This is a genomic window from Mesorhizobium sp. SP-1A (assembly GCF_032460275.1).
Taxonomy (GTDB): Bacteria; Pseudomonadota; Alphaproteobacteria; order Rhizobiales; family Rhizobiaceae; genus Mesorhizobium.
In genome coordinates, this window is sequence record NZ_JAVXZD010000001.1 from 746,632 (window position 1) to 764,526 (window position 17,895).

Genomic DNA, 17,895 nt, shown 5'->3' on the forward strand with positions numbered 1-17,895 from the left:
GCGGGGGACGGGACATGTCTGGAACAGATTTCAAGGCGCGCGCCCGAAACGGGGCGATCCGCTCCCGCATGGCACGCCAGGTCCTGGCGCTGGCGGCGGCATCCGCCACGGCGCTTCTGGCGGGCTGCGCCAACCGCGACAGCATCACTGTCGGCTCGATCCCGGACGACTATCGCACCAACCATCCCATCGTCATTTCCGAGAAGGCCGAGAAGCTCGATCTTGCCGTTGGCGCGCAGGATCGCGGCATGACGCGCGCGCAAAAGCAGACGCTTGCCGGCTTTCTCGAAACCTATGACCGCAGCGCAGCGCCTGTCCTGACCATCGCCGCGCCAGACGGCTCGGCCAATCAGGTGGCCGCGCAGGCCGCGGCCCGCGATTTCGCCAGGTTTGCCGCCGCGCAGGGGATCCGCAGGGATCGCATCGCCCTTTTGTCCTACCAGGCGCCGGTGGTCGACGCCTCGGCTCCGGTCAGGGTCGCGTTTTCCTCGGTCAAGGCGCACACCGACCGGTGCGGGCGCTGGCCCGGCGACCTGCTCGACACCACCGACAACAGGCACTACGCCGATTTCGGCTGCTCCTATCAGAACAATCTCGCCGCCCAGATCGCCAATCCCAACGACCTTCTCGGACCGCGCAAGGAAACCACGGTCGATGCGGAACGCCGCGGCGTGGTGATCGACGGCTACCGCAAGGCACCCTTCTTCTCGCCGGTGCCGCGCACCGAAGTAGACTACTGACGGGCGGGCAGGGGCGCAGGAAATGAGCAATCTAGCCTACGATAACCAGATCGACGGCGGCACGCACGACGTCGCCGCCATGCAGTCGCTGCGGCCCATTCCGCGCATCTCGATCCAGGCATTCTGCGAGACGGAGGGCGTCGCCCACCCGATCGAGCGCGCCGGCGAGGATCGCCGCATGGCCAAGGCGCATCTCAAGGTGCATATGGGCGGCATACCCACGGCGATCGAATTCTACCAGAGCGCGCCCACTCCGAACCTGATCCTGCTGGAATCCCGCGCGGAGCCGAAGGAACTCCTGGAACTGCTCGGCCAGCTTTCCGAACATTGCGACCCCACCACCAAGGTCGTGGTGATCGGCCACTACAACGACGTCGGGCTCTATCGGGAACTGATCCGCTGCGGCATTTCCGAATATGTCATCGCGCCCGTCTCGATGGCCGACATCGTCAGCGTCATCGCCACGATCTTCATCGATCCCGATGCCGAGCCGATCGGCCGTTCCATCGCCTTCGTCGGCGCCAAAGGTGGCGTGGGCTCTTCGACCATGGCCCACAACGTGGCCTGGGCCGTCTCGGCGCTGTTCAAGTCCGAGGTGATGGTGGCCGACCTCGATCTGGCCTTCGGCACCGCCAACATCAATTTCGACCAGGACCCGGCGCAAGGCATAGCGGAAGCTGTGTTCTCGCCCGAGCGCATCGACGAGGTCTATCTCGACCGCCTGCTAGCCCGCTGCGCGGAGAATCTTTCGCTGCTGGCGGCGCCGTCGACCCTCGACCGGGTCTACGACTTCGACGCCGAGGCCTTTGCGCAGATCATCGACATCGCGCAGCGCAGCACGCCCGTTCTGGTGCTCGACGTTCCCCATGTCTGGAGCGGCTGGTCGAAGAACACGCTGGCGAAGGCGGACGAGATCGTGATCACGGCGACGCCGGAACTCGCCAATCTGCGCAACACCAAGAACCTGGTGGACATGCTCAAGAAGCTGCGGCCCAACGATCCGGCGCCCAAGCTCATCCTGAACCAGGCCGGCGTGCCCAAGCGGCCCGAAATAAGCGTGCAGGACTTCGCCGAGCCGCTCGGCATCACGCCCATGGCGGTGGTGCCGTTCGAGCCGGTGCTGTTCGGCAATGCCGCCAACAACGGGCGCATGCTGGGCGAGATGGACGCCAAGAGCCCGATCGTCGCCGCCATCAACGAGATGGCGCATGTGCTGACCGGCAGGAGCGAACTGAAGGCGAAGAAGAAGGCGGGCCTCGGCAACATCCTCGGCGCGCTGCGGCGCGGCAAGAAGTGAAGCATTTGCGGCGGGATTGGTAGTCGATCATGTTTGGCAGAAGAGGCAATGACGACGGCGGCCGGATCGTCCCGGAACTGCGCCAGCCTTCGCCCCAACAGAGGCCCGCGGAGACGGTGACGCTGGACCGGCCCGCCGCGCCGGTGCCGCCTCCCGCCGCCCCCGCCCAGGTGCGCAGGGCGGTGGAAGCGCCGCCTCTGGCAGCCGAACAGCGCCGGCCCCAGCGCGAGCGCAACGAGAACTACTACAACACCAAGAGCCAGGTCTTTTCCGCGTTGATCGACACGATCGACCTGTCGCAGCTCGCCAAGCTCGATTCCGAGAGCGCGCGCGAGGAAATCCGCGACATCGTCAACGACATCATCGCGATCAAGAACTTCGCCATGTCCATCGCCGAGCAGGAGGACCTGCTCGAGGACATCTGCAACGACGTGCTGGGCTATGGGCCGCTGGAGCCGCTGCTGGCGCGCGACGACATCGCCGACATCATGGTGAACGGCTCCCACAACGTCTACATCGAAGTGAACGGCAAGGTCGAGCAGACCGGCATCCGCTTCCGCGACAACCAGCAGCTTCTCAACATCTGCCAGCGCATCGTCAGCCAGGTGGGCCGGCGCGTCGACGAATCCTCACCGATCTGCGACGCGCGCCTGCCCGACGGCTCCCGCGTCAACGTCATCGCGCCGCCGCTCGCCATCGACGGCACCGCGCTCACCATCCGCAAGTTCAAGAAGGACAAGCTCACCCTCGACCAGCTCGTCCGCTTCGGCGCCATCTCGTCGGAGGGCGCGGACGTGCTGAAGATCATCGGCCGGGTGCGCTGCAACATCGTCATTTCGGGCGGCACGGGTTCGGGCAAGACCACCTTGCTGAACTGCCTCACCAACTATATCGACCGCGAGGAGCGCATCATCACCTGCGAGGACTCGGCCGAGCTCCAGCTCCAGCAGCCGCATGTGGTGCGCCTCGAAACACGCCCGCCCAACCTCGAAGGCGAGGGCGAGGTGACGATGCGCGACCTCGTGAAGAACTGCCTGCGCATGCGCCCCGAGCGCATCATCGTCGGCGAGGTGCGCGGCCCCGAGGTGTTCGACCTGCTGCAGGCCATGAACACCGGCCATGACGGCTCGATGGGCACCATCCACTCCAACAGCCCGCGCGAATGCCTGAACCGCATGGAATCGATGATCGCCATGGGCGGCTATTCGCTGCCGCAGAAGACGGTGCGCGAGATCATCGTCGGCTCGGTGGACGTCATCATCCAGGCCGCGCGCCTGCGCGACGGCTCACGCCGCATCACCCACATCACCGAAGTGGTCGGCATGGAGGGCGACGTCATCATCACCCAGGACCTCGTCCTCTACCATATGAAGGGCGAGGACGCGAACGGCAGGATCATCGGCCAGCACGTCTCCACCGGCATCGGGCGTCCCCATTTCTGGGAGCGGGCGCGCTATTTCGGCGAGGAGCAGCGGCTGGCCAACGCGCTTGAAGCCATGGAGAAGCGGGCGGACTAGGCCGATCGCCGTGATCGGGCCTGCGCCACATGTTCCGGGGTAGGGGCCGGCAACCATGTTCGGAATAGACACCACCGTCCTGGCCTTCACGGCGCTTGCCGGCATCAGCGCCGGCGCGGTCGCCTATGCGTTCCTCTTCAAGCGCATCACCAGCGAAAAGCAGGTCGGGCGCCGGCTGGAGACGATCAAGGCGGCCGAGACCGACGGCAATGTCGTCAAGGCCTCGCGCGACCGGCTGGCCGAGGCCGCCAAGCGACGGAAATCGTTGCAGGATTCACTGAAGGAGCTTGAGGAGAAGCAGAAGACGAACAACCGTGTCGTCAAGAAGCCGCCAATCAGGGTGCAGCTTCGGCAGGCGGGCATGCAGGTGACGATGCAGCGATTCTACGTCTATTCGGCCGTCAGCGCGCTTGTCCTGACGATGCTCGTCTATATGGCCGGCGCGCCCGTGCTGGTGTTGCCGGGCGCCTTGCTGGCGGGCGGGCTCGGCCTGCCGCGCTGGTTCGTCTCGTTCAGGCGGGGCCGGCGCGTCAAGGCCTTCCTCAACGAGTTCCCCAACGCGCTCGACATCATCGTGCGCGCGGTGAAGTCGGGCCTTCCGCTCAATGACGGCATACGCCTCATCGCCACCGAGGCGCCCGAACCGGTCAGGACCGAATTCCGGCGCATCGTCGATTCCCAGCAGATGGGCCTGTCCATCCCCGACGCCGCATTGCGCATGCCCGAAACCATGCCGTGCCCGGAAGCGGGCTTTTTCGGCATCGTCATCCAGATCCAGAGCCAGGCCGGCGGCAACCTGTCGGAAGCGCTCGGCAATTTGTCGCGCGTGCTGCGCGACCGCAAGAAAATGAAGGCCAAGGTCAGCGCCCTGTCGATGGAAGCCAAGGCTTCGGCCGCCATCATCGGCGCGCTGCCGTTCATCGTGGCCCTGCTCGTCTATCTGAGCAGCCCGAACTACATCATGCCGTTGTTCACCACCAGCACCGGCAACCTGATCCTCGGCGTCTCGGGCGTGTGGATGTCGATCGGCATCTTCGTGATGCGCAAGATGATGAATTTCGAAGTGTAGCGCAGCGGGCCGCAGGCGACGCGCGCGCGCCGCCGGGGCCATCGACGGAAAGGGCGGCGCCCATGACCGAGCAGGTCATCAAAACTCTCACGGACCCGTCTTTCCTGATCGCCTTGCTGGTCGGCATCGCGGTCTTCGCCACCGTCTTCACGCTGCTGCCCGCCTTCGGTGGCGATCCGCTCAAGGCCCGCATGAAGTCGGTGGCGCTGGAGCGGGACGAACTGCGCGCCAAGCAGCGCGCCCGGCTGGCGGCCGAGGCCGACAGGCGCCGCTCGGGCCTGCGCGAGCAGCAGTCGACCGGCATGCGCCACATCGTGGACAAGCTGGACCTGCGCAGGGCGCTGGCCGACGAAAGCACCACCCAGAAGCTGCGCATGGCGGGCTTCCGCGGCCAGAACCCGCTGACGAAATTCCTGTTCTTTCGCCTCGTGCTGCCGTTTGCCGGCTTCGCGCTGGCGGCGGCGTACATCTTCGTGCTCGGCACGCTTGGCGACAAGCCCTTGTTCATGAAGCTGTTCGTGTGCGTGCTTGCCGCCTATGCCGGCTTCTACGCACCGGTGCTCTATGTTTCGAACCGCGCCACCAAGCGCAAGAAATCCATTCAGCTCGCCTGGCCGGACGCGCTCGACCTTTTGCTCATCTGCGTTGAATCGGGCATGTCCGTGGAAGCGGCGCTGCGGCGCGTGGCCGATGAGATCGGCGCGCAGTCGGTGGAACTGGCCGAGGAATTCGTGCTGACCAACGCCGAATTGTCCTATCTGCAGGAACGTCGGCAGGCCTATGAGAATCTCGCCGGCCGGACGGGGCTCGAATCGGTCAAATCCGTCACGCAGGCGCTGATCCAGGCCGAGCGCTACGGCACGCCCGTCGCCCATGCGCTCAGGGTGCTGGCCAGCGAAAGCCGCGACATGCGCATGAACGAAGCCGAGAAGAAGGCCGCGGCCCTGCCGCCGAAGCTGACCGTGCCGATGATCCTGTTCTTCCTGCCGGTTCTGTTCGCCATCATCCTGGGCCCCGCCGGTATCCAGGTCAGCCAGCACGGCATTTTCGGCGACAGGCCGTCCGCTAGCAGTCCGCAGTAGGAGCCGGTCGGCATCGGCCGATCCGGCTCGTTGAACCGATCCGTAGCGAAAAAAGTTTTAGTTGGCTGCGGCGGTCTGCTGCTGCTTGTCCTGCGCCTTGAGCTGGTTCCAGGAATTCTGCTGGGACAGCATCTGGCGCAGATAGGCGACGTTGGCCTGCGCCTGGTCAGGGGAAAGCTCCTGCGAGGCGATCTTCTCGGCCTCGTCGAAGCGGCCCTGCAGGCCGACGACCAGTGCCAGGTTCTGCCGCACGCGGCTGTCGGCGTTGGGCTGCTGGGCCGCCGTGCGCAGATAGGTCTCTGCCATGCGCAGGTCGCCCTCCAGCACATAGGACATGCCGAGATTGGACAGCACCGAAGGCTCGTTCGGCTTCAGTTCCAGCGCCTTGCGGTAGAGCTGGCGCGCATCCTCCTTCTGGCCGAGCTGGTCAAGGATGGCGCCTTCGGCCGACACCAGCTTCCAGTCCGGATATTCCGGCGTCTGCGCCCGGCGCACCGCCTCGAGCGCCGGCTCGAGCTGGCCGTTGGCGGCCAGCGCCTTGCCGTAGGCCGCCAGCACGTCCCGGTCCTTGGGGTAGGCGATGGCCAGCTTGCGCATCACCGCCAGCGACTGATCGGCGTCGCCGCCCATCTGCAGCACGGTGGCGAACCTGATCGCGGTGCCCTTGTCGGTCGGGTTCCTGGCATAGGCCTGGCCGAGCGACGCCGCAGCGCTGTGCAACTCGCCCGACGACATCGTGTCGACCGACCTGCCGCCGGAACGGGAGATGGAACCGGTCGTGAACTTGCTGACCGAACTGCAACCCGCGAGCCCGACGGCCAGCGCCAGCGTCAGCGCCGTGGCCACGCCCCGCGCGGAAGAAACCTTCATGGTGCGAAGTGTCGGCATCGGCCCCGTCCCCGTCTGCGCCCGGTCGTTAAGCAATCGTTTCCCTTGCCGAGAAATATTCTGTTAACCCTAACAGTCCGTTAAAAACGCTCTCCGAATCTCACCGCACGTTAAGGAACAGGCCATGCCCGTCGAACTGACCGAGAAGAAATCCGCCAGCAGCCTGCCGGTGCGCCTTGTCGGCAGGGACGGGCTGGAAAAGGCCGGACTGTCGCCGCAGGAGACGGCCTGGGCGCGCGCCAACGGCTTCTCGGGCGAGGCGGGCCGCACCCTGGTCGTACCCGGCGCGGACGGCGCAATTGCCGGTGCATTGTTCGGCGTCGGGGAAGGCGAGGGCGCGCTGGCGCTCGGCGCCCTGGCCCGCGCGCTGCCGGAAGGCGAATGGCATTTCGCCACGCCACCGGCCGATCCCGAGCTTGCGGCGCTGGCGCTGGTGCTGGGCGGCTACGTTTTCACCCGCTACGGCAAGAAGACCGGCAAGGCGCTTCGCTTCGCCGTGCCGGAAGGCGTTGACGCCGCGCGCGTGAGCCGTCTTGCCGGCGGGGTCGTCCTGGCGCGCGATCTCGTCAACACGCCGACCAACGACATGGGTCCGGCCGCGCTGGAGCAGGCGGCACGCACCCTGGCCGGCGCGCACAAGGCGAAGGTTTCGGTGGTCGAGGGCGACGATCTTCTGGCGAAGAATTTTCCGATGATCCACGCTGTCGGCCGCGCTGCCGCCCAGGCGCCGCGCCTGGTCGACCTCGTCTGGGGTCCGGAGGATGCGCCGAAAGTGACCCTCGTCGGCAAGGGCGTGTGCTTCGACACCGGCGGGCTGGACATAAAGCCTTCTTCCGGCATGCTTTTGATGAAGAAGGACATGGGCGGCGCGGCCAATGTGCTGGGGCTTGCGTCCATGATCATGTCTGCCGGCCAGAAGGTCAGGCTGCGGGTGCTGATCCCGGCCGTGGAGAACTCGATATCGGCCAACGCCTTCCGCCCGGGCGACGTGCTGGCGAGCCGCAAGGGCGTCAGCGTCGAGATCGGCAACACGGATGCCGAGGGCCGGCTTGTCCTGGCCGACGCGCTGGCCCTGGCCGACGAGGAGGCGCCGCAGATGCTGATCGACATGGCCACGCTGACGGGGGCCGCCCGCGTCGCGCTCGGCCCCGACCTGCCGCCTTTCTACACCGACGACGACATTCTTGCCGCAGACCTCGCCGCGGCTTCCCTCGCGGTCGAGGACCCGCTGTGGCGCATGCCGCTCTGGAAACCCTATGACAAGAAGCTGTCGTCCAAGATAGCAGACGTCAACAATGTCACTTCCGACGGATTTGCCGGCTCCATCACGGCCGCCCTTTTCCTCAGGCGCTTCGTGGAGAAGGCGGCAAGCTGGGCCCATTTCGACATTTTCGCCTGGAACCCCGCCGACCGACCCTATGGTCCCGTCGGCGGCGAGGCGCAGGGCATAAGGGCGCTGGAGCGGTTGATCTCGACCCGTTTCGGCTGATTCGCGTCTCGAATAATGAAACGGAACCGAAACGGTTTTGCTCCATGCTGGCGCGATGCCGATCACACTGCGTCCCAGCCAGGCGTTGCGGCTTTGGCAGCAGGTGGGGCTCGCCGAAGTGCACGGCGACGCGCCGGACCTGACCACGCGCCAGATGACGATCCTGCTCACCATCTATCTCGACGCGCCGCCGCACACGGTGCGCGGCCTGGCGGCCCGGCTCGACGTGACCAAGCCGGTCATCACCCGCGCGCTCGACACGATGGGGGCGCTGAAACTGGTGTCGCGCCATCGCGATCCGCTCGACAGGCGCAACGTCCTCATCAAGCGCACCGTGGAAGGCGCGCTCTATGTCGAGCGCTTCGGCGATGTTATCATCGCCAGGGCCGCTGAACTCCCGATCTGAACGAGCACCGCTTTGACCATTCACGATGTACGTCTCCACGCTTTCCGCACCGACCTTGCCGATGTCCGCCTGAAAGGCGAGGTGGAGGCCGAGCGTTTCGTCGCCGGCCGCCCTGCGCGCATTTCGGTTGCCGTGGCCGACGTGCGCAAGGCGCCGAAGCCCGACTCCGGCGTCAACACGCAATTCCTGCGCGGCGACGACTTGCTGGTGTTCGAGGAAGCCGACGGCTGGGCCTGGGTGCAGGCCGTGCGCGACTCCTATGTCGGCTATGTCGAGACGAGGGAACTTGGCGGGCGCGATGCCGCGCCGACCCATGTCGTGCGGGTGCCGCGCACTTTCGTCTATCCGGGGGCGGACCTGCGTTTCCCCCGCGCCGGCGCGTTGTCCATGGGATCGGCCGTGACGGTCGTCGGCGGCGCCGAGACGCGCGGCACGCAATACGCGCTGCTGCCTTCGGGCGAGGCGGTGATCGCCGCGCATCTGAGGCCGGTGGAAGCGCATGCCGACGACTATGTGGCCGTGGCCGAAACCCTGCTCGGCACGCCCTATCTGTGGGGCGGCGCGTCGGGCTTCGGCATCGACTGCTCGGGCCTTGTGCAGCTTTCCATGCGCATGGCCGGGCGCGACGTGCTGCGCGATTCCGACATGCAGGCGGCGGGGCTGGGCGAGGCTTTCGAGCCGGGACCGGATTTTTCCGGCATGAGGCGCGGCGACCTCGTCTTCTGGAAGGGGCATGTCGCCATCATGACTGGCGAAAGGGACATGATCCACGCCAGCGGCCACACCATGCTGGTCTCGCGCGAGGGGCTGAAGGAAGCCGTGGACCGCATCGGCTATCTCTATGGCGGCGGCCCGACCGGATTCCGCCGCCCCTGAAAGGGCTCTCAGGCGCTCTTGCCGCCACCGCGCTTCAGGTGTTCGTCCAGCCGCGGCATGATCTCCACGAAATTGCAGGGCATGTGCCGATAGTCGAACTGTGCTTCGAGAATGCCGTCCCAGGCGTCCTTGCAGGCGCCGGGCGAGCCGGGCAGCACGAACACGAAGGTGGCGTTCACCACGCCGCCGGTCGCCCGCGACTGGATCGTGGAGGTGCCGATCTTGTCGTAGGAGATGCGGTGGAAGACTTCCGAGAAGCCGTCCATGCGCTTCTCGAAGATCGGCTCCAGCGCCTCGGGCGTCACGTCGCGGCCGGTGAAGCCGGTGCCGCCGGTGGTGATGACCGCGTCGATGCCTTCGTCCTTCGTCCAGCCGAGCACCTTGTCGCGGATCCGGTCCTTGTCGTCGGTGACGATGTCGCGCGCGGCGAGGATGTGGCCGGCCTTCTCGATGCGCTCGGCCAGCGTCTGGCCGGACCTGTCCTCGGCCAGGCTGCGCGTGTCCGAAACGGTCAGCACCGCGATGCGGACGGGAATGAAGGGGCGTGGCGATCCCGGCTCGGTCATTCGTTGGCCTCGGCTGTGGTGCTGCGCGTCGCCGCCACGAACCAATCGGGGTGGCGGGCGCGGATGAGGGCCGCGGCGCGCTTGGCGACGTTGCCCGTTTCGTAGAGGCCGAAGCAGGTCGCGCCGGAGCCCGACATGCGGGCAAAGCCGGCATCCGCCTTCTTCAGTGCCCGCAATGCCTCCGCCACGGCGGGCTGGATTTCCTGCGCCGGGGCCTCGAGGTCGTTGCGGGTGGCCGCCAGCCAGTTGCGGAGGCCATGGAAATCGAAACGCGCCGGAAGCGCCGGAAGAGGCTCGTTGTCGCGCTTGCGCAGGGCGGAAAACACCTGCGGGGTCGAGATCGGAACGCCCGGATTGACCAGCACAAGCCCCAGCGGCGGGAACGCGGGCAGGACCGCGACATCCTCACCGACACCGCGCGCCAACAGGGGCCGCGCGGCAAGGCACATCGGCACGTCGGCGCCGAGCGACAGGGCAATGCTCGCCATTTCCGCGGCGTCGATGTCCAGACCCCAGATCCTGCCCAGCAGGCGCAGGGCCGCCGCGGCATCGCTGGATCCGCCTCCGATGCCGGACGCGACCGGCAGGTTCTTCTCCAGCGCCATGGCGACGGGAAAGGTGTCCCGCGTGCCTGCCGCCTTGCGCAGGGCGTCACGCGCCATGACGATCAGGTTGCGGCCGTCGAGCGGCACGTCGGCGGCGTAACGCCCCGACACCGCGAGGCTGTCCTCTTCGGCTGGAATCGCCTGGAGACGGTCGCCGAAGCGGGTGAACACCGCCAGGCTTTCGAGCAGGTGATAGCCGTCGGGACGCCGCCCGGTCACATGCAGCGCGAGATTGATCTTGGCCGGCGCAAATTCGGCCGACGGGACTGCGGCGAGGTTCACCGTGAGGCTTCGGGATGCGGAGTTGCGATCAGTCCTTGGCCAGCCGGTATTCGCCGGTCTTGGGGTCCTTGACCAGCGTGCCGTGGGTGCCGTTGGCCTGCTGCCTCTCGGCGCGGCGCACCTTGGCCGTCACCCGCTCCGCTTCGCGCGTGAAGGACCTGTAGCCGACATAGGCGACCACGCCTACGATGATGAACAAAATGATCTGCGGCATGTCGTGCTCCTTCCTCCCGGCTTCGGCGCGGAAGCGGCGTCAGGGCCGGAAGGCATCATCATCCTAACGGTTCCGGATGGTTTTTCAAAGACCGAACCGGCTCCAAAGGGCGCGCTCCTCTGCCGCATCGGCAATCCCGTGCGCGGCGGCCGCGGCGATGTCCGGCGCCGAGCCCCCTTTCAGCGCCGAGCCGAACAGGCCGAAGCGGGAAAGCAGCCCGCGCGGCTGGGAAACCAGCTTCAGCCGGGTCTTGTCGCCGAAGCGCTGCCTCAGCGTGGCGCGCATGTCGCCAAGCGCATCGACCAGCCCGAGGTCCAGGCCCTTGCGGCCGGTCCAGAACAGGCCAGTGAACAGGTCGGGATCGTCCTTCAGCTTGGTCCCGCGCCGTTCCTTGACGAGGTCGATGAAGGTTTCGTGCACCTCGAGCTGCAGCGCCTTCAGCCGCTCCACATCCTCCTTCTTCTCCGGCTTGAAGGGGTCGAGAACGGACTTGTTCTGGCCCGCGGTGTGGACGCGGCGCTCGACGCCGATCTTCTTCAGCAGTTCCGGGAAGCCGAAGGAAGCCGAGACGACGCCGATCGAGCCGACGATGGAGGACGGATCGGCGATGATCTCGTCGCCGGCCAGCGCGATCATGTAGCCGCCGGAAGCCGCGACGTCCTCCACGAACACCAGCACCTTCTTGTCCTTCTCGACGGCGAGATCGCGGATGCGCCTGAAGATCAGACGCGACTGCACCGGCGAGCCGCCCGGCGAGTTGAGGGAAATGGCGACGGCCGGCGCGTCGAAGGCGAAGGCCTTCTCGATCAGCCCCGCCGTCGTGGCGAGCGACAGGGCAGGGCGGAACTGGCCGCCGGCCATGATGGCGCCGTGGAGCCGTATGACGGGAATGGTGACGATGTTCGGGCGCCAGGATTTCGGCAGCAGGCGGGAAAGCAGACGGCGCACGGACTAACTGTCTCCAATTGAAGGCGAGCACCATGTAGGCATTTGCGCCGGAAGGGCAATGCCGGGCTGAAAAACTCAGTCCCCGAACAGCGAGGCAAGCCCGTTGTTGATCGCGTCGGCGCGTTCGCAGAAGCGATGCCCCGGGCCTTCGTGCAGCATCAGCGGCGGTTGCAGCGACAGCCCTCCGCGCGCGCCGCGCACCGCCCGCACCACGATGCGGATGGCAGGCTTGTCGGCGCGCGGATGCACGGCCAGGATCTCGGCATTGCCGAAACGCCCCGAAATCGCGTCGAGCAGGGGGCGCAGGGAAACGGGCCGGGCAATCACGGCCAGCCCGCCGCGCGGCTTGACGATGGCCGCGGCGGTGCGCACCCAGCCTTCGAACAGCCCGTCCTCCATCACATGCGCCTCGCGCTTCAGCGTGTCGGGCGTGGCGCGGTCGATCGCGGCGTTGAAGGGCGGGTTCATGATGGCGAAGTCGAAGGAATTGTCGTCGAGTCCGGCGGCGACCCGCGCCCGGCCGGTCAGAGTCACGTCGGCGCGCAGCACATCGAGGCGATTGGCGAGGTGCTGGTTGGCGGGATGCGCAAGCGTGGTCTCCGCGAAGGCGGCCATCTCGGGCGAACGCTCGACCAGCAGCGCGCTGGCGCCGTCGCAGCGCGAGACGACTGCCAGCCCGGCGGCGCCCGCGCCGGCGCCGAGGTCTGCAAGCCGTCCGGAAAAGGCCGATGGCACGGAAGCCGCCAGCATCATGGCGTCCATGCCGGCGCGGTGGCCGGATTGCTCCGGCTGCACCAGCCAGAAGCGGCCGCGATGGAACGCATCCACCGTGCAGGCCGGCTTTGCGGCGCCGGAAGCCGTCATGTGGGGCGGAGTTCGTTGGCGATGCCGGCGTCGGTGAGGATGCGCCGCGCCTCGTCGGCGCGTGCGGCCTCGACCAGTATGCGCCGCGGCAGGATACCCAGCGATCCGTCCAGAACGCTCATGTTCTGGTCTGCCACCATGACGCCGATGCCCGCGTCGCGCATCAGCGATTCGACGAAGGAGATGATGACGGGGTCGTTGGTCCGCACGAGTTCGATCATGCGATGAAATTCGCAGCTTGGCGCGCCGATGTAAATGATCCCACCGGATGGGACCTCCTGGGGGGCTCGCTTGCGCCAATTCGCCTCTTGCCGTTGGCTGGGGCGCCGCCTAGACTCGAATGCAGCAAAGGAAGCCGTCGCGCATTCCATAAGGACGGGGAGTATCGTTGGTGGGCGTCGTTCTCAATCTCGAAAACGGGAAGCGGGAAACCGCATCGATTGGCGAGTTGATCGCCCTGACTTCGGCGGACATGGCCCGCGTCAACGAACTGATCCTGTCGAAGGCCGGCTCGGACGTCGAGATGATCCCAGAGATCGCCAACCACCTGATCTCGTCGGGCGGCAAGCGGCTCAGGCCGATGGTGACGCTGGCAGCGGCCCAGATGTTCGGCTATTCGGGCGAGGGCCACGTCAAGCTGGCGACCGCCGTGGAGTTCATGCACACCGCCACGCTGCTGCACGACGACGTGGTGGACGAGAGCGGCATGCGGCGCGGCAAGAAGACGGCGCGCATGATCTGGGGCAACCAGGCCAGCGTGCTGGTCGGCGACTTCCTGCTCGGGCAGGCCTTCCGCATGATGGTCGAGGTCGGCTCGCTCGACGCGCTGGATATCCTGTCCACCGCCGCCTCCATCATCGCCGAGGGCGAAGTGATGCAGCTTGCGGCGGCCAAGAACCTCGACACAACGGAGGACGAGCATTTCGCCGTCATCAAGGCCAAGACCGCGGCGCTGTTTTCCGCTGCCGCCGAAGTCGGCCCGGTGATCGCCGCAGCCTCGCGCACCGACCGCGCGGCGCTTCGCTCCTACGGCATGAATCTCGGGCTCGCCTTCCAGCTCATCGACGATGCGCTCGACTATGGCGGCTCCAGCAACGATCTCGGCAAGAATGTCGGCGACGATTTCCGCGAGGGCAAGGTGACCTTGCCGGTGATCCTCGCCTACCGGCGCGGTACGGCGGCGGAGCGCGCCTTCTGGAAACGCGCCATCGAAGAAAACCAGGCCGACGATGCCGGGCTGGAAAAGGCCATCGGCCTGATGGCCCGCCACGGCGCCATCGCCGACACGATCGGCCGCGCACGCCATTTCGGCGAAATCGCGCGCGACGCCCTGGCGCCGCTGGAGGCGACGCCGCAGAAGGCGGCCCTGATCGACGTGATCGATTTCTGCATCAGCCGCGTCAACTGAGGCGTCGCGACGGCCTGCCCGTCACTTCTCATTGAGCCCGATCATTTGGAATCGAGGAGGCCCGGCAATTCGCGCATCATGGTCTCGCGTGCGCGCAGGCCGGGGCTGACCGGCTCCTTCTTCTCGTTCTGGATCAGCCGGGCGAACACCACGGTGCGCCCGTCCTTCGTCGCCCAGCCGACGAACCAGCCATAGGCGCGCCTGCCGTCCATGTTGCCGTCGGCCGCGCGGGGGCCGCCGGCGCCGGTCTTGCCGTGGATTTCCCAGCCGTTCGGCAGGGTTCCGAGCGAAGTGATCCTGGCCGTCATGTCGTAGGCGTGTGCGCCGACGGGCAGTTGGCGGTTCACGAGCTTCTCCAGGAAGGAGAGCTGCTCCAGGGGCGAAATCTTGAGGGAGGAACTGAGCCAGGAGCGCGTCAGCCCGTCCTTCTTGCCGGGATCGCCCGAGACGTCCTGGTTGCCGTAGCCGAAGGCAGTCACGTAATGCTTGAACCGGTCCTCGCCGAGCGATTGCGTGACCTGCTGCGAATACCAGACCACGGAGTTCTTGATCCAGCTGGCCGGGTCGGTGTCGGCGCGCCATGACTTGATCCAGTCGGGATAGCCCTGCTTGAACGGCAGCTTCGGCGCGTGCTCGTCCTTCAGGAAACCCGAATCGTAGCCCATCAGGCTGATCGCGATCTTGAATGTGGAGGCGGCGGTGACGCGCCGGTCGCAGCCGTCGCCCTGCTTCTTCAGCACCTTGCCGGTGGCGGCATCGGCCATGGCCGTGCACAGGATGCCGGCATGGGCGCCCGCGGCGGACAGGAAGAGCCCGGTCGCCGCGATCGGCAGGCTGCACAGCTTCATTTTCGAACCTTTCGGCATGGCGGGGAACTCAGTTAAGGCGTTTCCGGGAAAACTGCGGAGCGGTTTTCCGTTCGGAATGCGTAGAAACAAGGAGATAGAACGTTTTCGCGTTTCGGGGAAAAACGGAAATGCTCTATGTAACCGGTTTCGGGCATCAAAATGGCCCGGTGGAGCGAGACATGCCATCTGCAGACCTTTTCGTTGCGTTTGTTTTAACCACGGCGGTCTTCGCCTACATGCCCGGACCGGCCATGCTCTACGCCGCGGCGCAGACCATGGCGCGCGGGCGCTGGTCCGGCCTGATGGCGGCGCTGGGCATCCATCTCGGCGGATACGTCCATGTCGTTGCCGCCGCAGCCGGCCTTTCGGTGCTTTTCCATGCCGTTCCGCCGCTTTATTTCGCGGTGAAGCTCGTCGGCGCCGCCTATCTCGTCTGGCTCGGCATCTCGCTGTTCCGGCGCCGGGGCGAGGAGGACGGCGCCATGCCAGTGATCGGGCCGAAGTCCGGCCGGCGCGCTTTCTTCGAAAGCGTCACCGTCGAGGTGCTCAATCCCAAGACGGCCGTGTTCTTCCTGGCCTTCCTGCCGCAATTCGTCGATCCGGCGGCGGCCTTGCCGGTCTGGGCGCAGTTCCTGATTCTCGGCACCATCGTCAACCTCATGTTCTCGTCGGCCGACATCGTCTGCGTGGCGCTGGCGGGCGCGGTGGTGTCGCGGCTGAAGCGCTCCGGCCGCGCCCAGCGCATGGCGCGCCGGGCAGGCGGCGCGCTGCTGGTCGGCCTGGGCCTGCACCTGGTGCTGCAAAGGAATTGAGCCGCCGGACCGGACGCCATGCCGGCGTCATCTGCCGGACAGATTGTGAGCGCAGCCTGGATTGAAGCCTGAACGCAAAAAGGCCATGCTTCGGCCCGATGGTTGATCATATGGCGGCCTGTCGCGGAACGCGGCCGCCCAAGGAAAGGGAAAATATGCGGCAAAGACGCGCTCGCTGGCTTTCGGGCCTGGCTGTTCTCGCTGTTGTGTCGGCGGTCGGCCAGCCGGCACTCGCCAAGCAGTCCGACAAACCGGCGGAAATCACCTCGCTCTCGGGTGCGTTCCTGGCGGCGCGCGTGGCCGAAGCGGACAACGACCTCGGCAACGCCATCGATTATTACAAGCAGGCGCTCGCCTTCGATCCCGACGACGCGGCGCTGCAACAGAGCCTGATGCTGTCGCTGATCGCGGACGGCCGCTTTTCCGAATCGCTGCCCTATGCCGACAAGCTGAAGGAAGTGCCCGACGTCGAGCGCTTCTCGCGGCTCGCGCTGGCTGTCGAATCGTTCCGCAAGAAGGATTATTCCAAGGCCGAATACTGGCTGAAGCTGTCGCTCGAGGCCGACCTCGACAAGCTGATCTCCGGCATCATGACCGGCTGGGCCAAGGAAGGCGCCGGCCATGGCGGCGAAGCGATGGCCTATGTGAAGAAGCTGCAAGGGCCGGAATGGTTCGACCTGTTCAAGTCGTACCACCGTGCGCTGATCGCCGATGTCGCCGGCCTCGGCGACAAGGCCGACGCCGCCTATTCAGCGGCCGTCGCCAACACCGCCGCCGGCGGTGCCGCGCCCGAGACCTGGGTGCGCTGCGCGACCGCCTATGCATCCTTCCTGGCGCGGCAGGGCAACAAGGACAAGGCGCTATCCGTCCTCGACCAGGCCGAGACCTTCGTTTCCGGCAAGCCGGAGATCGTCGCGCTGCGTGCGCAGATCGCCAAGGGCGAGAAGCCCGCGCCGCTGGTTTCCAGCCCCGCGGAGGGCGCCTCGGAGATCCTGCTCGACCTTGCCACGGCGCTCAACCGGGGCGGCGGCGAACCCTTCGTGCGCCTCTACCTGGAATATGCGCTGGCGCTGAGGCCCGACAGCGACGCGGCGCTGATGCAGCTTGCCGCCGTGGCCGAGCAGATGAAGGACGGCCAGAAGGCGATCGAGCTCTACCGCCGCATTCCCGAGAACTCTCCGCTGAAGGAGATTGCCGATCTCCAGCTCGGCCTCAATCTGGCGGACCTGAACCGCAACGACGAGGCGATCGCGAATCTCAAGACGCTGCTCGATGCGCATCCCGACGACATGCGGGCCTATCTGGCGCTTGGCGGCGTCTATTCCTCGAAGGAGGATTTCCGCTCCGCCGCCGACCTCTACGACAAGGCCGTGGAACGCCTGAAGGACCCGACCAAGGCCAACTGGAACATCTTCTATCAGCGCGGCATCGCCTATGAGCGGCTGAAGGACTGGGCCAAGGCGGAGCCTAATTTCCGCAAGGCGCTGGAGCTTTTCCCCGACCAGCCGCAGGTGCTGAACTATCTCGGCTATTCGCTGGTGGACCGCAACGCCAACCTGAAGGAGGCGCTGGAAATGATCCAGAAGGCCGCCGATCTCAGGCCGAGCGATGGCTACATCATCGATTCGCTGGGCTGGGCCTATTACAAGCTCGGCCGCTACGACGACGCGCTGCGCGAGATGGAGCGCGCCGTTTCGCTGAAGCCGGAAGACCCGGTGCTCAACGACCATCTGGGCGACGTCTACTGGCGCGTCGGGCGCAAGTTGGAAGCCACCTTCCAGTGGAACCATGCGCGCGACCTCAAGCCCGACCCTGACCTCCTGGGTTCGGTGGAGCAGAAGCTGTTGAAGGGCCTGCCGCCGATCGAGCCGACGACGGCGCAGGAAACCCAGAAGCCCAAGCCTGATCCGGCCCCGGCCCCGAAGGGGTGAGACACCGGTTTCGCGCTTGCGCGAAAGCCATGATGCCGGTGGCATCATGGCAG

At 66.4% G+C, this 17,895-nt stretch carries 19 protein-coding genes; 11 read left to right on the forward strand and 8 right to left on the reverse strand.

Annotation, left to right across the window (positions count from 1 at the left end; translation table 11 throughout):
* Positions 1-14 precede the first annotated feature (14 nt).
* The 5 genes from QU595_RS03580 to QU595_RS03600 all read left to right on the forward strand — a co-directional run bounded on the left by QU595_RS03580 (position 15) and on the right by QU595_RS03600 (position 5,705).
* Entirely contained in the window at positions 15-740 is a 726-nt protein-coding gene (locus QU595_RS03580) for a CpaD family pilus assembly lipoprotein (RefSeq protein ID WP_315919211.1), read from the forward strand.
* A gap of 22 nt (positions 741-762) precedes the next feature.
* Positions 763-2,037: an AAA family ATPase gene (locus QU595_RS03585; protein ID WP_315919212.1), complete on the forward strand. Its 1,275-nt coding sequence runs from the start codon at positions 763-765 to the stop codon at positions 2,035-2,037.
* Positions 2,038-2,066: 29 nt separating this feature from the next.
* Positions 2,067-3,554 (forward strand): CpaF family protein, encoded by a 1,488-nt coding sequence (locus QU595_RS03590; protein WP_315919213.1) that lies wholly within the window; start codon positions 2,067-2,069, stop codon positions 3,552-3,554.
* 55 nt (positions 3,555-3,609) lie between these two features.
* Positions 3,610-4,623 (forward strand): type II secretion system F family protein, encoded by a 1,014-nt coding sequence (locus QU595_RS03595; protein ID WP_315919215.1) that lies wholly within the window; start codon positions 3,610-3,612, stop codon positions 4,621-4,623.
* Positions 4,624-4,685: 62 nt separating this feature from the next.
* The gene (locus QU595_RS03600; RefSeq protein ID WP_315919216.1) at positions 4,686-5,705 is read left to right on the forward strand and encodes a type II secretion system F family protein; all 1,020 of its coding nucleotides are present in this window, start codon (positions 4,686-4,688) and stop codon (positions 5,703-5,705) included.
* A 57-nt stretch (positions 5,706-5,762) separates the two neighbouring features.
* On the opposite strand, the gene QU595_RS03605 is transcribed toward QU595_RS03600, so the two are convergent.
* Complete coding sequence (locus tag QU595_RS03605) at positions 5,763-6,593, reverse strand: tetratricopeptide repeat protein (RefSeq protein ID WP_315919217.1); 831 nt, start codon at positions 6,591-6,593, stop codon at positions 5,763-5,765.
* Between the two features lie 124 nt (positions 6,594-6,717).
* Between QU595_RS03605 and QU595_RS03610 the strand changes: the two genes are divergently transcribed.
* The 3 genes from QU595_RS03610 to QU595_RS03620 are packed head-to-tail and all read left to right on the forward strand — an operon-like array spanning position 6,718 to position 9,364.
* Positions 6,718-8,082 carry a leucyl aminopeptidase family protein gene (locus QU595_RS03610; RefSeq protein ID WP_315919219.1) on the forward strand — a complete coding sequence of 455 codons (1,365 nt, stop codon included), beginning with the start codon at positions 6,718-6,720 and terminating at the stop codon, positions 8,080-8,082.
* A gap of 55 nt (positions 8,083-8,137) precedes the next feature.
* Entirely contained in the window at positions 8,138-8,488 is a 351-nt protein-coding gene (locus QU595_RS03615; RefSeq protein ID WP_315919221.1) for a MarR family winged helix-turn-helix transcriptional regulator, read from the forward strand.
* Between the two features lie 12 nt (positions 8,489-8,500).
* Positions 8,501-9,364 (forward strand): NlpC/P60 family protein, encoded by an 864-nt coding sequence (locus tag QU595_RS03620; protein ID WP_315919223.1) that lies wholly within the window; start codon positions 8,501-8,503, stop codon positions 9,362-9,364.
* Between the two features lie 8 nt (positions 9,365-9,372).
* On the opposite strand, the gene moaB is transcribed toward QU595_RS03620, so the two are convergent.
* The 6 genes from moaB to QU595_RS03650 all read right to left on the reverse strand — a co-directional run bounded on the left by moaB (position 9,373) and on the right by QU595_RS03650 (position 13,064).
* On the reverse strand, positions 9,373-9,930 hold the full coding sequence (moaB, locus tag QU595_RS03625; protein WP_315919225.1) for a molybdenum cofactor biosynthesis protein B: 558 nt from the start codon (positions 9,928-9,930) through the stop codon (positions 9,373-9,375).
* Positions 9,927-10,817 (reverse strand): 4-(cytidine 5'-diphospho)-2-C-methyl-D-erythritol kinase, encoded by an 891-nt coding sequence (locus QU595_RS03630; RefSeq protein ID WP_315919226.1) that lies wholly within the window; start codon positions 10,815-10,817, stop codon positions 9,927-9,929. The genes moaB and QU595_RS03630 overlap by 4 nt, the downstream gene beginning before the upstream one ends.
* Positions 10,818-10,845: 28 nt before the next feature.
* A complete protein-coding gene (locus tag QU595_RS03635) occupies positions 10,846-11,031 on the reverse strand; it encodes a hypothetical protein (RefSeq protein WP_315919227.1) in 186 nt (61 codons plus the stop codon).
* Positions 11,032-11,115: 84 nt separating this feature from the next.
* Positions 11,116-11,979, reverse strand: a complete 864-nt coding sequence (locus QU595_RS03640) for a S49 family peptidase (protein ID WP_315919228.1) — start codon at positions 11,977-11,979, stop codon at positions 11,116-11,118.
* A gap of 75 nt (positions 11,980-12,054) precedes the next feature.
* Positions 12,055-12,843, reverse strand: a complete 789-nt coding sequence (locus QU595_RS03645; RefSeq protein WP_315919230.1) for a tRNA1(Val) (adenine(37)-N6)-methyltransferase — start codon at positions 12,841-12,843, stop codon at positions 12,055-12,057.
* The gene (locus tag QU595_RS03650) at positions 12,840-13,064 is read right to left on the reverse strand and encodes a DUF2007 domain-containing protein (RefSeq protein WP_315919231.1); all 225 of its coding nucleotides are present in this window, start codon (positions 13,062-13,064) and stop codon (positions 12,840-12,842) included. Before QU595_RS03650 ends, QU595_RS03645 begins: the two co-directional genes overlap by 4 nt.
* 170 nt (positions 13,065-13,234) lie before the next feature.
* On the opposite strand from QU595_RS03650, the gene QU595_RS03655 reads away from it, so the two are divergent.
* Positions 13,235-14,251 (forward strand): polyprenyl synthetase family protein, encoded by a 1,017-nt coding sequence (locus QU595_RS03655; protein ID WP_315919233.1) that lies wholly within the window; start codon positions 13,235-13,237, stop codon positions 14,249-14,251.
* A 41-nt stretch (positions 14,252-14,292) separates the two neighbouring features.
* Here the strand turns inward: QU595_RS03655 and blaOXA are convergent, their stop codons facing one another.
* Positions 14,293-15,099, reverse strand: coding sequence for a class D beta-lactamase (blaOXA, locus tag QU595_RS03660; protein WP_315919235.1), 807 nt, complete (start codon positions 15,097-15,099; stop codon positions 14,293-14,295).
* 179 nt (positions 15,100-15,278) lie between these two features.
* Here blaOXA and QU595_RS03665 point away from each other — a divergent pair, with 179 nt between their 5' ends.
* Both QU595_RS03665 and QU595_RS03670 read left to right on the forward strand, forming a co-directional pair.
* On the forward strand, positions 15,279-15,911 hold the full coding sequence (locus tag QU595_RS03665) for a LysE family translocator (protein WP_315919237.1): 633 nt from the start codon (positions 15,279-15,281) through the stop codon (positions 15,909-15,911).
* Between the two features lie 155 nt (positions 15,912-16,066).
* Positions 16,067-17,842, forward strand: coding sequence for a tetratricopeptide repeat protein (locus QU595_RS03670; RefSeq protein ID WP_315919239.1), 1,776 nt, complete (start codon positions 16,067-16,069; stop codon positions 17,840-17,842).
* Positions 17,843-17,895: the final 53 nt, after the last annotated feature.